Source organism: Pseudomonas sp. PDNC002, from assembly GCF_016919445.1.
Classification (GTDB): Bacteria; Pseudomonadota; Gammaproteobacteria; order Pseudomonadales; family Pseudomonadaceae; genus Pseudomonas.
Window position 1 is genome coordinate 4,219,045 of sequence record NZ_CP070356.1, and the last position, 14,219, is coordinate 4,233,263.

Below are 14,219 nucleotides of genomic sequence, written 5' to 3' on the forward strand. Positions count from 1 at the left end.
TCAATCGTCGCGGGTGAGGACTTCCAGCAGTTCGATCTCGAACAGCAGGTTGGAGTTGGGCTGGATATGCGCGCCGACCTGGCGCTCGCCGTAGGCCAGGTGCGCCGGGACGAAGAGCTTGCGCTTGCCGCCGACCTTCATGCCCATCAGGCCCTGGTCCCAGCCCTTGATCACCCGGCCGGTGCCGATCACGCACTGGAACGGACGGCCCTTGTCGTAGGACGAATCGAAGACGGTGCCGTCCTCCAGGGTGCCCTTGTACTGGGTGGTGATCAGGGCGCCCTTGACCACGGCCTTGCCGTCGCCGACGACGATATCTTCGATCTGCAGTTCGTTGCTCATGGGGTGTTCTCGTGTTGCGGTGGCGAAGGGCGTGCGTTTTCGCAGGAAAGTCCGGCGCTGGCAAGCCTCATTCGGGCTTGGCGTAGAGGCTCGCCTGCTGGCCGCTGCGGGCGCGCCCCCAGATTTCCTCATCGCTCAGGCCGGTCTGGATCAGCTCCACTGGAACGCCGCCGTCGATGATCACCGCGACGCGGTAGTCGTCGATAGGCTCGTAAGGGCCGAGGATCACTTCCTTGCCTCGCACCGCGCGCTCCAGGTCGGAGACCTTGAAGGCGGGATGCGGTTGGGTACGCATGAGTACGTGCAAGGTGCTGCCAGGGCCGAATCGGTGGTACTGCACGTGCAGCAACTCGGTGCTCGCATCGCTGGTGTACATGTCGTACAGCGCGCTGTAGCGCTCGCCCTCGCGCGGCTCATCGCTGGGAATGCCCATGTGGTGGAACTCGTAGGTGACGCCGTCGCGCTCGAACATGTGCCGTTTCCTCGCTGAAACAGGCGAGCAGTCTGCTCCGGTCACGGATGGCCGTCGAGCCTGACCGTCCGTCGCAAAACGCCGTGGCGACGGGAAATCCGTGGAATCCGGGCAATGCTCAGCAAGCTGGATGGCACGCGCCATCGGGGTCGGCAATCGAACCTCACAAGGAGACCTACATGAAGCACCTCAAGCATGGATTCCTCGCCTGGCTCTGCGCTTTCCTGGTCGGCTGCGCCGCTATGGATACGGGCGGGGGTGGCAGCGGTAACGCCGGGCCGGGAGAGATGGAGATCCGTACGGGTGTGGTCGAGCAGGTGACCGATACTCAGGTGAAGACCAACCATGACACCGGCGTTGGCGCCATTCTGGGCGGACTCGGGGGCGTGGCGCTGGGTAGCCTGATCGGTCGGGGTACCGGGCGCGACGTGGCGATGATCGCCGGTGCGCTGGCCGGTGGCGTGGGCGGCAACTACGCCGAGCAGCGCCAGTACGACAAGCCGCAGGAAGCGCAGCAGATCATCGTGCGGATGAAGAACGGCGTGCTGGTCTCGGTGACCCAGCCGGTGAATGCCGAGCTCAAGCCCGGCAGCAAGGTCTACATCGAAGGGCAGGGCGCCGGCGCCCGCGTGGTGCCGCAGAACGACTGAGGTCAGTCGACCAGCTCGGCCAGTGCCCAGTCGCGGAAGGCCCTTACCCGTGGGTCTTCCGCACTGGCCTGCGGGTAGACCAGGTTATAGGCATAGTCCTGGGCGACGCGCACGCCCAGCTCGAACGGCTGCACCAGCAGGCCCTGTTCCAGTTCGCGGGCAACCATGGCCTGGTCGGCCAGCCCGACCGCGCCACCTTCCAGCACGGCCTGCACCACATGGCTGGTGTCCTCGAAGATCACGCAGCTGCTGGCGTCGAAGTCTTCCACGCCAGCGGCTGCCATCCAGCGCGACCAGTCCGGCCAGGCGGCGCCTTCGGTCTCGCACACCACATGGCACAAGGTATGCGCCTGCAGATCGCGCGGCTCGCGCAAGGGCGGGCCTTCGCTGAGCAGGCTCGGGCAGCACACCGGCACTATCTGGGTATCGAACAGGCGCTCCGCGACCAGGCCGGGGTAGTGTCCGCTGCCGAAGCGGATGGCCAGGTCGATGTCGTCGACGGCGAAATCCCGCAGCTCGTCGCTGATATCGAAACTGAGCTTCAGCCCCGGATGCAGTGCGCGGAACTTTGGCAGGCGCGGTAGCAGCCAGTGCGTGGCGAACCGGGCTGTCAGCGAGACCCGTAGCTGCTCGGACGTTCGCGCCAGCCGCCGGGCGCGGACGGTGGCGCGGTGCAGCAGACCGAGGGATTCGACCGCCGCTTCCAGCAGCAACGCGCCCGCCGGGGTCAGTTGGATGCTGCGACTGGTGCGCACGAACAAACCGAGGCCGAGCTGGTCTTCCAGCTCCTTGATCTGGTGGCTGACCGCGGCGGGCGTCAGGCCGACTTCTTCCGCCGCACGGGTGAAATTGAGGTGACGGCCAGCCGCCTCGAAGGTGCGCAGGGCACGGATGCCGGGAAAGGAGCGACTCATCGATCTTCAAATCCTGCTTGATAATCCGTCGAGAAATACTCGTTTTTCCTGGCTTCGTCAAAGGCCGATAGTGGCTTCACCTGATCTGAGTTTGAAGATCACCGAGCAGAGGAAGCCACCCCATGACAGCCGCCATCCAACCCTACATCACCCAGCGCAACGCGCAGCCGGCCAGCGCCGACGACCTCGCGCCCCTGGCCTTTGCCGGCTATGCGCACTTCACCGCCATGCAGGTGCGTGACGGCGGCATTCGCGGCCTGGACCTGCACCTGGATCGTCTGCGCAACGCTTCGCAACGGCTATTCGGCCAGGGGCATTCCGACGAGGAAATCCGCGCCGCCTTGCGTGCCGCGCTGGAGGAAGCGCCGGCGGATGTGTCGCTGATGGCCACCGTTTACTCGCCCGCCGGAGAATTCACCGTTGCCGGTCCCGAGCATCGGCCCGAACTGCTGGTGCGCACCGCGCCGCCTTCCGACGGCCCGCAAGGCCCGCTGGCACTGGCCATCGCCGGACATGAAAGGGTGCTGCCGGAGATCAAGCACGTCGGCGAGATCGCCAAGACCTGGTACCTGCGCGAGGCAGTGGCCTCCGGTTTCGACGACGCCGTGTTCGTCGATCATCGCGGCCGCTTCAGTGAGGCCACGATCTGGAACCTGGCCTTCTGGGACGGCGAGACGGTGGTCTGGCCGAGGGCGAAGATGCTCACCGGCACCACCATGGGCATTCTCCAGCGGCAACTGGAACGCCTCGGGGCCCGCCAGGTTACGCGCGGTATTGACCTTCAGGACCTGCCGCGGCTGACCGGTGCGGTGGTGATGAACTCCTGGACGCCGGCCGTGCCGGTGAGTCGCATCGGTGACGTGGAATTTTCCCCGGCGCCGGAGTTCGTCGAGTTGCTGCGCAGCGCCTTCGAGGCAGAGCCGCGTGTTCAGCCCTGAGGGCTGGGCGGTTCGTGGGCAATCCCGCCCAATAATCAGGCTGGCAGACTGTAGGGCGAATAACCTGGAACAGGTTATCCGCCGGCGATGGTTCGGCGGATAACGCTGACGCGTTATGCGCCCTACGAAAATCCTACAGGTGCATGCGCGCAGCTCCTTGTAGGAGCGAGCTTGCTCGCGAACAGGGGCTCAATCCAGATGCGCAGTAAAACCGGTTGCCTGAGGATTGATCTCATCGCGCAAGGTCAACGCGGGAATCTGGTAATCGCCGCCATTCTGCCGGCGGAAGGGTATGGGAGCGGTGGTCTGGAGCGTGTCCAGGCGCTCGCCGAGCTCCTGTTCGATCTGCCTGTAGCGCTCGCCATCCACCCGGCTGGTGCGGTAGACCAGGTACGGCGGCAGCACGTCGAAGCCGGGGTAGTGCAGCACGCCGTGGTGGATCGGGAACAGCAGGTCGTCGATCGGCCCGTTGATGCCGCGCGGGCTGTAGTGCGAGTCCCAGCCACCCATGGTGACCATCAGCATGGCCCGCTTGCCGGACAGGTTGCCTTCGCCGTAGCGGTCGCCCCAGCGTGCGTCGGAGTGCTCGCCCACGCCGTAGGCGAAGCCATAGGCATACACGCGCTCGACCCAGCCTTTGAAAATTGCCGGCATGGTGAACCACCAGAGCGGGAACTGCAGGATGACGGTATCCGCCCAGCGCAGTTTTTCCTGTTCGGCGGCGATGTCCATGCTTTGCCTGCCGGAGGCGTAGGCACGCTCGGAGTCCAGCGATGGGGCGAAGCGCGCTTCGGGGTCGCGATCCAGGCTGTCGCTCGCATCCAAGGTGGCTTTCCAGTTCATCGCGTACAGGTCGGAGACCTGCACGACGTGGCCGGCAGCCTGCAGGCGGCGCACCGCGAAGTCCTTCAGTGAGCCATTGAGCGAGCGCGGTTCCGGGTGGGCGTAGACGATCAGTACGTTCATGGTGGCGGTCATCCGTCAGGTGGGGATGCGCGCAGGATGCGATCTCGCCAGGTATAGTGGAAATGAATATCCAGTATCCCAGGTATACGGATGAATAATCTTCGCCGCCTCGACCTCAACCTGTTGGTGACCCTCGACGTGTTGCTGCGCGAGCACAACGTCACGCGTGCCGCCGAGCAGCTGAACTTCTCCCAGCCCTCGGTCAGCGTCCATCTGGCCAAGCTGCGCGACATCTTCGGCGACCCGCTGTTGCTGCCCGGCCCGCGCGGCATGCGGCCGACAGCGCGTGCCGAATCCCTGCGCGAACCCCTGCGTCTAGCGCTGGAAGCTCTGGAACAGGCAGTAGCTCCGTCCGATCCCTTCGACCCGGCCGTGGCGCAGAACACCTGGCGCGTCGCCGCGACCGACTACGGTGAGTCGACCATCCTGCTGCCGGCTTTGAGTGCTATCCGTACCAGCGCACCGGGCACTCGCCTGGCGCTGCTGGAACTGTCGCCACCGCGTATTGCCCGGCAGGCGGAGCAGGGCGAGATCGACCTGGCCTTCCACACCACCGAAGGCAGCCCGCCGAGCATGCGCCGGCGCACGCTGTTCAGCGAGCGCTACGTGCTGGCTGGCCGTGCGGGGCATCCGAAGCTCAAGCGCAAACCGAGCCTGGCGCAGTTCTGCCAGTTGGAGCACGTGATGGTTTCGCCCGATGGCGGTGGCTTCAGCGGTGTGACGGACGAGGCGCTGGCGGCGGTGGGATTGAGCCGGCGCGTGGTGCTGTCGGTGCCGCACTTTCTTTTCGTTATCGCGGCGGTGGCCAGCAGCGATCTGGTGGCCATGGTGCCGGCACGGCTGGTGCGGGAAAACCCGGCGCTGCGGGTGGTGGAAGCGCCGGTGGAGGTGCCGGGGTACGAGATGTCGATGCTCTGGGACGAGCGCTCGCACCGCGATCCGGCGCATCGGTGGTTGCGGGAGCAGATTGCGGCGTCAGTTTGAGCGTTGATGCTTTTTTAGGAGCGAGCTTGCTCGCGAACAAACTCGCCGGCGAGTACGGCGCTGGGCGGTTCGCGAGCAAGCTCGCTCCTACAGGGTGCATTGATCAGAGTCCTGCGCGGGGTATTCCCTAACCCTAACCCTCTCCCAGAGGGAGAGGGGACAGTTCCGCGCAGGATGAAGCGATGGCGTCAGCCGCGAAAGGGCGGCTCCCTCTCCCTTCGGAGCGGGGCGCTTAGCCAGGGCTGGGGAGAGGGTGTATCCGGCACACAGCGCCGCATCAGGTCACTGCACGAATCGAGACTGCAGCAGGTAGCGCAGCGAAGCCTCCAACGTTTGCCCGTGACTCATGCCGTCGAAGGCATGGAACCGCGCCTGCATGCCGGGCACTTTGCCCACGTTTTCTACCAGTTGCTGCGCGGCGCGCGGCGCGCTGGGGGTGATGTCCTCGCGCGGCTTGAAGGGCTCCTTGCCGCCGCGCATCAGCAGCAGCTGTGCGGAGTGCCCGGCTAGACGTTGGGCAAAGCCTTCCTGCTCCTGGAGAATGGCGCCGTCGCCCCACCACAGCGAAGGGCTGGCCGGAGCGTAGAAACTGAACTGCTGTGGGCGGGTGAGCAACGCATGGAGTGTCAGCAGGCCGCCGTAGGAGTGGCCCCAGAGCGTCTGCTGCGAGCGGTCGATGGGCGCCTGGGCGGCCACTGCCGGGAGCATGCGGTCGCGCATCAGGTCGAGGAAGGCGTCGGCGTCGCCGCTCGGGTCCCCCGTGAGCGGGTCTTTCTGCACGGCCAGTTGCGGACGCGGCGGGGTGTAGTCGCGGGTACGGCCGGTGCGGTCGATGCGCAGGGGCGTCTGGTAACCCACAGCAATCAGCAATGGCGCCTTGCCGTTGTTCAGGTCGTTGAGCAGCTTTTCGTCCAGTGCGCCGATGGCGGCGTTGCCGTCGAGCATCCACACCACCGGATAGCCGGTGGCCGGAGCCGGGTGGCGCGGGCGGGCAATCCACAGCTGGTAGTGGCGCTGGCCATCGGCGGAATCCAGTTTGAGTTCACTGAAGCGGTAGGCCAGGTCGCTGCGTTGCAGCAGGGTCGTGTCCATTTTCTGGTCAGGGGCAGGCGCGGCGTGCGCTGCCAGCCCCGGCACGGCGAATGCCAGTGCCAGGGCCAGGAGGCGGAGTCTCATCAGGCTTTTCTCGTTCTACGAATCAGAAGGACGCGGTGAGGCTGGTATAGAGCGTGCGGCCCGGTTCGTTGTAGGTCGCGGCGCCCGCGCCCTCGATGCCGTTCACGCCCTGGGCGTTGCCCTCGCGGAACAGGCGCTTGTCGAAGACGTTGTCCACCCCGGCGGTGAAGCTCAGGTTCTTGGTGAACACGTAGGTGCCGCTCAGCCCGGCGATGGCGTACGGCGAGAGCTCGTTGTTGGCGCTGCCGGTGACGCGGTCGCCGTGGTAGTCGTACTTCTTCGGCTTCTGCTTGCCGTACCAGGCGACGCTGGCCTGCAGCGACAGGGCGTCGGTGGCCTGCCAGTCGAGCATGGAGTTCAAGGTGTACTTCGGCGTTACCGAGAGCACGTCACCGGTTTCCTTGTTCTTGGATTGCAGCATGTAGGTGAAGTTATTGCTCCACTTCAGCTGCTCCATCAGCGGGATGGTCAGTGTGCCTTCCAGGCCCTCGACCAGCGCCTTGGGTACGTTCTCCCATTGGTAGATCGCCGCGTTGGCGTAGCTGCCGCTGCCGCCGGTAGCCTGATCGATCGGCGACAGGCCCGACTCGATCTTGTTCTTGTAGTCGTTGCGGAAGTAGGTCAGGCCGGCGACCAGGCCGTCCTTCTGGAACTCGATGCCCAATTCCTTGTTGACGCTGGTTTCCGCCTTGAGATCTTCGTTGCCCTGCAGGTAGCAGCTGGTGCTCTGGCCGTAGCAGCCCTGGCCGCGGCTGTAGAGCAGGTAGTCGGGGTTGAGTTGGTACAGGTTCGGCGCCTTGTAGGCGCGGGCGATGCCGGCCTTCAGGGTGACGCTCTGGGTCAACGCGTGGGAGATGTTCAGCGACGGGCTGAAGTTGTCGCCGACGATGCTGTGGTGGTCCCAGCGCAGGCCCGGAGTGAGCATGGTGCCGGGCAGCAGTTCGATGTTGTCTTCGGCGAACAGCGAGAAGATCTGCGCTTGCGAGGTGGTGTCACGGTTGCTGCTGGTCAGGCCCGGTACCGAACCGCCCTCGCTGGTGGTCTGGGTGTTGGCGCTGGGGTCGTCGAGCTTCTGCTGCACCCATTCGCTACCCAGGGTCAGGGTCTGGTCGCGCCAGGCGTGCAGCGGCAGGTTCACTTCGCCGTGGGCGGTCAGGTCGCGCAGGGTGGCGGTGTAGAAATCGGTGTTGCTGAAGATGCCCTCGGTGCCGCCGGCGAGACCTTCGTTGATGCGGCTGTTACGGGTCTTCTCGTACTGCAGGTAGGCCATGGAGCTGCCGAAGTCCCACTCGCCGCGGTGGGTGATCGAGTAGTTCTCGCGGTACATGCGGTTGGTCTCGTGACCGAGCATGGACTTCACGTTGGCGTTGCTGTTGGTGTTCTGGGTGTCGCCGGTGTAGATGTTGCCCTGGCGGCTGAAACCGGCCTCGAAATCGAGGGTCTGTTCCGGCGTCAGGTGCCAGCTGAGCAGGCCGTTGACGTCCTTGTTGCGCACGCCTTCGCGGCCGGCGGGGAGGGTGCCGACCTGGTTGCCGGTGCGGTTGGATTCGTGGCCGGCGTTGATGTCCCAGTCGTCCGAATCGGTCTTGGCGACGTTGCCGTAGACGCGGTAGCTCAGGGTGTCGGTCAGCGGGCCGTTGAGGCCGAAGGTCATGCGCTGGGTAGCGCCTTCGTCCTTGTGCTGCGGGAAGTTGCTGTAGACGGTGACGTCGCCGTGGGTTTCCTTGCCGGCCTGCTTGGTGATGATGTTCACCACGCCGCCGGCCGCGCCGTTGCCATAGCGCGCCGCCGCCGGGCCGCGCAGCACCTCGATACGCTCCACCTGGTCGGCCGGCACCCAGTTGGTGTCGCCGCGCGAATCGCGCTCGCCGCGCCAACCGTAGCGCACGGCATTACGGCTGCTGACCGGCTTGCCGTCCACCAGGATCATGGTGTTCTCCGGGCCCATGCCGCGGATGTCGATCTGCCGGTTGTTGCCGCGCTGGCCGCTGGTGGAGTTGCCGGTCAGGTTGACGCCGGGCATGGTGCGGATGATCTGCGAGAGGTCGCTGGCGGGCGGGCGTTTCTTGATGTCCTCGGCGGTGATGATCGACACACCCGGCATCTGCTTGGCTTCCTCGGCGGCGGTAGCGACGATGGTCTCGCTGTCGAATTCGACGACATCGGAATCGGCGCTGGCGGCCTGTACGGCGAAGGACAGCAGGCAGCTGGACAGCAGCAGGAAGGGCGGAAGGAACTGCATCGGACGGGAGGACATCGGTGATCTCCGGCGGAGGGCTATTACTAAGAGATCACAAATGATAATGACTGCTATTTGCCAGTAAAGCGCATTAACTTTCTAAACACTTGTGCGCGGAACTTTTCGCGCAGACCGCGGGGAGCAGCAGGTGCAGGCACAGACCGGTCCGGCCGTTCTCCGCCCATAGGCGCCCATCCGCCAGTTCGACGCCACGCCGGGCGATGGCCAGGCCCAAGCCGAAACCGCTGGACTCCGATGGCTGCAACCGCTGATAGGGCTGGAAGATGCGTTCCAGGTCTTCCTCGGCGACACCGGGGCCATCATCGCTGACGCACAGGTGCCAGAACCCGCCTTCGCGCCAGCCGTCCAGACGCACGCTGCCGCCGCGTGGGGAATGACGGATGCCGTTGCGCAGCAGGTTCTCGATGGCCTGGGCGAAGCTGTCCAGGTGCACCTGCACCACGCAGTCGGTGCCCAGCGAGCAGGGCAGGCATTCGGCATCCCAGCCGCTCTCGAAGCAGGCGTCCTCGCGCAGGGCTTCCCACACCGACAGCACCAGTACCGGCTCGCGTTCCAGCTGCGGACGTTCGGTGTCCATCCAGGCGAGATCCAGGGTGTCTTCCAGTAGCCGTTGCATGTCGTTGATCTCACGGTCCAGCCGTTCGCGCAGTTGCTCCGGTGGTAGATCGGAGTCGTGGGCGATGCGCAGGCGCGCCAGCGGCGTGCGCAGCTCATGGGACAGGGTGCGTAGCAGCAGGCGCTGTTGCGCCAGGCTGTGGCGCAGGCGCTCTGCCATGTGGTCGAAGGCCAGGGCCAGCTCACCCAGTTCGTCGCGGCGCTTGGCCAATGTCGATCCTGGGCCTTCGCTGTCGAGGTCGTCGGCGCGCAGGGCATCGGCGCGGGCGCGCAGGCGGTTCAACGGCAGCACCAGGTGACGGTAGATCAGCAGGCCGAGGAGGGCGGCGAGCAGCGTGGGCACCACACCGTGGCTGAACAGGTGCGTCCAGGGTGTCAGCCCGCTGGGCAGCAGGCGCTCCGGCAACTGCATGACCAACCGGCCGCGCTCGGGGTGCCGGGGAAATTCGATGCTGACGTAGGGCAGCTCGTCCTGCAGGCGCCGACTCATGGGCCAGTCGAGCTTGCGCATGAAGGTCAGGTGGCTCGATTCCTCCGCCGTCAGCGGCGTAGTGCCCAGGCTCTGCAGGTGGTCGCCGATCACCGCCACCCAGGTGTCTTCGGCGGCGGACAGTTCCTGGCGGAAGCGCTCGACACCTGCGGCGCCGCGCTGGTCGAAGACCATTTCCGCCTGCTCGGCGTAACGCGCGAGGTACTCACGGTCAGGTTCACCGAGGAAATAGGTGCTGCGTTCCAGCGACAGGCCCCAGGTCCAGATCAGCCAGGTCAACAACAGGCAGAAACCGACCTGTAACGCGGCGATCTTCCACAGCAGCGGATGACGCCGCATCAGTGACGTTCCGCATCCACCAGGATGTAACCCTGGCCGCGCACGGCCTGTATCTGCACCTGCTGCGCGCCGATGGCGGCGAGCTTGCGGCGTACGTTGCAGACGTGCACGTCGAGCCCCCGGTCGAGGCGGGTGTAGGCGCGATGCAGCACGCTCTGGTAGAGGAAACTCTTGGACAGCGCCTCGCCGGCATGGGCGTTCAGCGTGGCCAGCAGGCGGTACTCGGAGTGTGTCAGTCCCGCGTGTTCACCATTGCGGGAAACGTCCTGCAGCTCATCATCGAAATGCAGCGATCCCTGCGGGTGTGGCGTGGTGTGGGCGCGGTCGAGGTGCACCCGGCGCAACAAGGCATCGATGCGCGCGTCCAGTTCCGCCAGGCTGAAGGGCTTGGGCAGGTAGTCGTCGGCGCCACGGGTGAAGCCGGTGATGCGATCCTGCTCCGCGCCCAATGCGGACATCAGCATCACCGGAGTGGCGCGGGCGCTGCGCAAGGTATCCAGCAGGGACAGGCCATCGACCCCCGGCAGCATGATGTCCAGCAGCACCAGGTCGAAGTCGTTCTGGTGCACGGCCACCAGGCCCTGATCACCGTTGGCGCAGGTGGTGACGGAGAAACCGCGTTGGCAGAAATGACGTTCGAGGTCCAGGCGCAGACGGGAGTCGTCTTCCACCAGCAGGAGCGAAGGGGACACGATAAACCTTGTTGAGAATATTTAGCATTTGCAAATATCTCATTCCTTTCTGTCAGAAGGCAATGGCAATTCGCCAAATGCCTGTCTGCCAAATGCCTGTCTGGCAAACGCGGCTCAGACCCAACGTCGCACCCTGGCGCAGAAGGCATCGAACTCCGCACCGAACAATTCCCGGAGCGCACGCTCTTCCGGGCGGATCTGGAAGTGGTTGATGTACAGCACGAAGAGCGCCACGCCGATCAACGCCAGCGTCGAGCCGAGGAACACGCACCAACCCAGCAGAATGATGGCGAAGCCCAGGTACATGGGGTTGCGCGTGTACTGGTAAATGCCCGCGATCACCAGGGAGGAGGCGCTTTCGGGTTTCAGCGGATTGACCGTGGTGCGGGCGCGGCGAAATGAGGCGACGCCCGCCAGGCACACCGCGACACCGGCGAGGACCACCGGCAGTGCCAGCCACAAGCGACCGCCCAGCGGCGCCAACGTTGGGGCAGCCAGCCACATCAGCAGGCCGCTGATGATCGCTACCAGGGGCGGGGGAATGCGGTGTTCCAGCCAATCCATGCTTGTTCTCCGGGCCAGTGCGGCCATCTCCAGTGAGGTGCCCACACTAGCCCAGATTGCCGCCCTTAGCGCGGCCGACGTACCGCGCGCACCTTGCCGCTGTTGCCACCGCCGCAGTAGAAACGTTCGCCTCCGTCCGCCTCAAGCCCCGAAACGTGCACGCCCTCGGGCATGTCCAACTGCTCCAGAACCTCGCCGGACTGCGGGTCGATGCGGCGTAGCTCGCTGTAGGTCGCTTCCGGCTCCCAGGTGCCATGCCAGAGTTGGCCTTCGACCCAGGTCACGCCGGTGACGAAACGATTTGAATCAATCGTACGCAGGACTTCGCCGGTTTCCGGGTCGATCTGATGAATTTTCCTGGCGCGGTACTCGCCGACCCAGAGCGAACCTTCCGCCCAGGCCATGCCGGAGTCGCCGCCGCTGCCCGGCGCGGGAATGGTGGCCAGTACCTTGCCGTTGGCCGGGTCGATCTTCTGGATGATGCTTTCGCCAATCTGGTACAGGAACTTGCCGTCAAAGGCCGTACCGGCGTGGGCGGGAACCGCGATCGACGCTTCCAGCTCGCCGCTGGCTGGGTCCAGCCGTTGGAGATGGTCACCGGTGGCGATCCAGACGCGCTCGCCGTCCCAGGTCACGCCGGCGACGGTCTCGACGCCCGGGTATGGGCCGTATTCCTGGAGTACTTCTGCGGGAGATTGCTTGTAGCGAGTCATGGTTTGGCCCTGCACGTTGTGGGTGGGAGGCTTGAGCCTATTCAGGCGCCAAAGGGCGCGGGGAGTAACAAGGTCGTCGCGAATCCCGGCGCCGGCGGCAGGCTCCAGCGCCGCGCGCGCCCTTGCCCCAGTGCCTCCACCCGACCGGCATCGGCCAGCGCTTCGAGGGCGCGCTGTACGCTGCGCTGGCTGGTATCGAGCGCCAGCGCCAGGGCTGAGCTGGCCCAGGCCTGACCATCGCTGAGCAGCGCCAGCACGTCAGCGTTGGCGTCCTCCAGCGGCGGCGCAAGGACGATCGGATTGGCGGCGAGTAGCACATAACCGCGAGGCGTCGACTCGATGCCCGCCAGGGGTTGCAGCAAGCGCCGCAAACGGCCGATCTCTACCCGCAGTCGTGCCCGGTGGGTGTCGTCCGGGTGGCGGGTGCGGAACACCCGGCCGATCAGTTCGGTACGGGAGACATCGCCCGGCCAGGCCTCGGCCAGCGCGCGGGCGAGTGCGAAGAGCACCGGGCGGCTGCCCAGCGACAGGCCGCCGATGCGATGGCGGCAGGCGTCCACCACCAGGGCATCGGAACGCAGCAGGCTTTCCACCTCATCCAGCGACAGCAGTCGCGTGGCTTGCCGGTCGATCCGCCGGGCGGCCGGCGCATCGAGAATGCGCGCCGCCTGGTCGACCTCGGCGCGCAGGGCTGGGATGCCCGACGCGGAAGCCGCTTCGGCGGCCTTGCGCAGCGCGGCCCGTGCCTCAGCCGCGTGCAACCGGCGGACGGCGATGCCGGAAGCGATCAGCCAGTGCACCGCGCGCAGGGGCGCCGGCAGCGAAACCGGGTCCAGCGAGCCGAGCAACGCACCGGCCTCATCGAGCTTGCCGATCAGCAGCGCCCGGCGCACCAGCAGGTAGCGCGCCTGGGCAGCGTTGATCGTATCGCCATGGCTCTGCAGCACCTGCGCCGCCTGCTCCAGCGGTTCGATCGGCCAGCTCAGTTCGCGGCTGGCCAACGCCACTTCCGCCTCGGCCACCCGGCAGCGGGCGCGTTCCATCGGCTCATGGGCGCCGAAAGCCCGAGCGGCGCGGCGCAGCAGTTGGCGGGCCAGGGAGAAATCGCCCAGCTGGGCCATGGCGATGCCGCGCAAGGCCAGCGCCGGAGGGTCCTCGCGCAACGCCACGCGGTTCAGCGCGCCCAGTGGGTCGCCGGCCGCGAGGGCACAGGCCGCCGCCGTGATCAGCGAATCCATGGAAATCCCGCCACCTTTGTCACTCCCGTCGACGTCGGCCCGCTGCCTAGTCTAAGCCATGCCCACCGAGCCGCCGCTGGCGGAGGAGAATCCCATGACTGCCCACCCCACAGGCACCCGCGAAGAATGGCTGGCCGCACGCCTGGCACTGCTGGTCGAGGAAAAGGCGCTGACCCGGCGCAGCGACGAACTGGCACGCAAACGCCAGGCGTTGCCCTGGGTGAAAATCGACAAGGACTATCGCTTCGACACCGAACAAGGCGTCGCCACGCTCGCCGACCTGTTCGGCGGCCGCTCGCAGTTGCTGGTCTATCACTTCATGTTCGGCCCGGACTACCGCGCCGGCTGCCCGTCCTGCTCGAACATCGCCGATGGCTTCGAGGGGTTCGTCGCCCACCTGGCGCAGCACGACGTGAGTCTGCTGGCCGTCTCCCGCGCCCCGTTGGCGCGGTTGCTGGAATATCGCCAGCGCATGGGCTGGACCTTCCCCTGGGCATCGTCCCATGGCACCGCCTTCAACTACGACTTCAACGTGTCCTTCACCGAGGCGCAGCAGCGAAGCGGGGAGCTGGAGTACAACTTCCGCCAGGAGGGGCGTGCGGTGGGGCAGTCGCCCGCGCCGGCTGCCGTGGTGGAAACCGCCGCCTGCTGCGGCACCGACGTGCCGACCTTCAGTCGCGACCGCCCCGGCATGAGCAGCTTCGTTCGCGACGGCGACGCGATCTACCACTGCTACTCGACCTATGCGCGAGGGCTCGACGTCCTCTGGGGGCTGTTCCAATGGCTCGACCGAGCGCCTCTTGGGCGGAACGAACTCGGCAACTGGTGGCGCAGGCACGACGAATACGACGACTGACAGTCCAGTC

General features: G+C 66.0%; 15 protein-coding genes. 4 read left to right on the forward strand and 11 right to left on the reverse strand.

What is annotated here, in order from left to right:
* Positions 1-342: an FKBP-type peptidyl-prolyl cis-trans isomerase gene (locus JVX91_RS19170; RefSeq protein ID WP_024766480.1), complete on the reverse strand. Its 342-nt coding sequence runs from the start codon at positions 340-342 to the stop codon at positions 1-3.
* Between the two features lie 67 nt (positions 343-409).
* Complete coding sequence (locus JVX91_RS19175) at positions 410-814, reverse strand: hypothetical protein (protein ID WP_205335755.1); 405 nt, start codon at positions 812-814, stop codon at positions 410-412.
* 242 nt (positions 815-1,056) lie between these two features.
* Between JVX91_RS19175 and JVX91_RS19180 the strand changes: the two genes are divergently transcribed.
* Positions 1,057-1,464, forward strand: a complete 408-nt coding sequence (locus JVX91_RS19180) for a glycine zipper 2TM domain-containing protein (protein ID WP_240201781.1) — start codon at positions 1,057-1,059, stop codon at positions 1,462-1,464.
* 2 nt (positions 1,465-1,466) lie between these two features.
* Here the strand turns inward: JVX91_RS19180 and gcvA are convergent, their stop codons facing one another.
* The gene (gene gcvA / locus JVX91_RS19185; protein ID WP_205335757.1) at positions 1,467-2,378 is read right to left on the reverse strand and encodes a transcriptional regulator GcvA; all 912 of its coding nucleotides are present in this window, start codon (positions 2,376-2,378) and stop codon (positions 1,467-1,469) included.
* A 122-nt stretch (positions 2,379-2,500) separates the two neighbouring features.
* On the opposite strand from gcvA, the gene JVX91_RS19190 reads away from it, so the two are divergent.
* Entirely contained in the window at positions 2,501-3,316 is an 816-nt protein-coding gene (locus JVX91_RS19190) for an aminotransferase class IV family protein (RefSeq protein WP_205335758.1), read from the forward strand.
* Between the two features lie 189 nt (positions 3,317-3,505).
* Here JVX91_RS19190 and JVX91_RS19195 read toward each other — a convergent pair whose 3' ends face one another.
* Entirely contained in the window at positions 3,506-4,282 is a 777-nt protein-coding gene (locus tag JVX91_RS19195) for an NAD(P)H-dependent oxidoreductase (protein WP_205335759.1), read from the reverse strand.
* Positions 4,283-4,372: 90 nt separating this feature from the next.
* Here JVX91_RS19195 and JVX91_RS19200 point away from each other — a divergent pair, with 90 nt between their 5' ends.
* Positions 4,373-5,266, forward strand: a complete 894-nt coding sequence (locus JVX91_RS19200; protein WP_205335760.1) for a LysR family transcriptional regulator — start codon at positions 4,373-4,375, stop codon at positions 5,264-5,266.
* A 282-nt stretch (positions 5,267-5,548) separates the two neighbouring features.
* Here JVX91_RS19200 and JVX91_RS19205 read toward each other — a convergent pair whose 3' ends face one another.
* From JVX91_RS19205 to JVX91_RS19235, 7 genes are all read right to left on the reverse strand, one after another.
* Positions 5,549-6,442: an alpha/beta hydrolase gene (locus JVX91_RS19205; RefSeq protein WP_205335761.1), complete on the reverse strand. Its 894-nt coding sequence runs from the start codon at positions 6,440-6,442 to the stop codon at positions 5,549-5,551.
* 22 nt (positions 6,443-6,464) lie between these two features.
* Complete coding sequence (locus JVX91_RS19210; RefSeq protein WP_205335762.1) at positions 6,465-8,699, reverse strand: TonB-dependent siderophore receptor; 2,235 nt, start codon at positions 8,697-8,699, stop codon at positions 6,465-6,467.
* Positions 8,700-8,772: 73 nt separating this feature from the next.
* Positions 8,773-10,146, reverse strand: coding sequence for a sensor histidine kinase (locus JVX91_RS19215; RefSeq protein ID WP_205335763.1), 1,374 nt, complete (start codon positions 10,144-10,146; stop codon positions 8,773-8,775).
* On the reverse strand, positions 10,146-10,838 hold the full coding sequence (locus tag JVX91_RS19220) for a response regulator transcription factor (RefSeq protein ID WP_205335764.1): 693 nt from the start codon (positions 10,836-10,838) through the stop codon (positions 10,146-10,148). The genes JVX91_RS19215 and JVX91_RS19220 overlap by 1 nt, the downstream gene beginning before the upstream one ends.
* Positions 10,839-10,952: 114 nt before the next feature.
* Positions 10,953-11,402 carry an isoprenylcysteine carboxylmethyltransferase family protein gene (locus JVX91_RS19225; protein WP_205335765.1) on the reverse strand — a complete coding sequence of 150 codons (450 nt, stop codon included), beginning with the start codon at positions 11,400-11,402 and terminating at the stop codon, positions 10,953-10,955.
* Positions 11,403-11,467: 65 nt separating this feature from the next.
* Positions 11,468-12,115: a glutamine cyclotransferase gene (locus JVX91_RS19230; protein ID WP_205335766.1), complete on the reverse strand. Its 648-nt coding sequence runs from the start codon at positions 12,113-12,115 to the stop codon at positions 11,468-11,470.
* Positions 12,116-12,156: 41 nt separating this feature from the next.
* Positions 12,157-13,353 (reverse strand): helix-turn-helix domain-containing protein, encoded by a 1,197-nt coding sequence (locus tag JVX91_RS19235; protein ID WP_205335767.1) that lies wholly within the window; start codon positions 13,351-13,353, stop codon positions 12,157-12,159.
* A gap of 94 nt (positions 13,354-13,447) precedes the next feature.
* On the opposite strand from JVX91_RS19235, the gene JVX91_RS19240 reads away from it, so the two are divergent.
* Positions 13,448-14,209, forward strand: coding sequence for a thioredoxin family protein (locus JVX91_RS19240; protein ID WP_205335768.1), 762 nt, complete (start codon positions 13,448-13,450; stop codon positions 14,207-14,209).
* Positions 14,210-14,219: the final 10 nt, after the last annotated feature.

Bases quoted from the DNA above. Each gene is read 5' to 3' on its own strand.
- JVX91_RS19170 (WP_024766480.1), bottom strand. From the start codon at position 342: ATGAGCAACGAACTGCAGATCGAAGATATCGTCGTCGGCGACGGCAAG.
- JVX91_RS19175 (WP_205335755.1), bottom strand. From the start codon at position 814: ATGTTCGAGCGCGACGGCGTCACCTACGAGTTCCACCACATGGGCATT.
- JVX91_RS19180 (WP_240201781.1), top strand. From the start codon at position 1,057: ATGGATACGGGCGGGGGTGGCAGCGGTAACGCCGGGCCGGGAGAGATG.
- gcvA (WP_205335757.1), bottom strand. From the start codon at position 2,378: ATGAGTCGCTCCTTTCCCGGCATCCGTGCCCTGCGCACCTTCGAGGCG.
- JVX91_RS19190 (WP_205335758.1), top strand. From the start codon at position 2,501: ATGACAGCCGCCATCCAACCCTACATCACCCAGCGCAACGCGCAGCCG.
- JVX91_RS19195 (WP_205335759.1), bottom strand. From the start codon at position 4,282: ATGAACGTACTGATCGTCTACGCCCACCCGGAACCGCGCTCGCTCAAT.
- JVX91_RS19200 (WP_205335760.1), top strand. From the start codon at position 4,373: ATGAATAATCTTCGCCGCCTCGACCTCAACCTGTTGGTGACCCTCGAC.
- JVX91_RS19205 (WP_205335761.1), bottom strand. From the start codon at position 6,442: ATGAGACTCCGCCTCCTGGCCCTGGCACTGGCATTCGCCGTGCCGGGG.
- JVX91_RS19210 (WP_205335762.1), bottom strand. From the start codon at position 8,699: ATGTCCTCCCGTCCGATGCAGTTCCTTCCGCCCTTCCTGCTGCTGTCC.
- JVX91_RS19215 (WP_205335763.1), bottom strand. From the start codon at position 10,146: ATGCGGCGTCATCCGCTGCTGTGGAAGATCGCCGCGTTACAGGTCGGT.
- JVX91_RS19225 (WP_205335765.1), bottom strand. From the start codon at position 11,402: ATGGATTGGCTGGAACACCGCATTCCCCCGCCCCTGGTAGCGATCATC.
- JVX91_RS19230 (WP_205335766.1), bottom strand. From the start codon at position 12,115: ATGACTCGCTACAAGCAATCTCCCGCAGAAGTACTCCAGGAATACGGC.
- JVX91_RS19235 (WP_205335767.1), bottom strand. From the start codon at position 13,353: ATGGATTCGCTGATCACGGCGGCGGCCTGTGCCCTCGCGGCCGGCGAC.
- JVX91_RS19240 (WP_205335768.1), top strand. From the start codon at position 13,448: ATGACTGCCCACCCCACAGGCACCCGCGAAGAATGGCTGGCCGCACGC.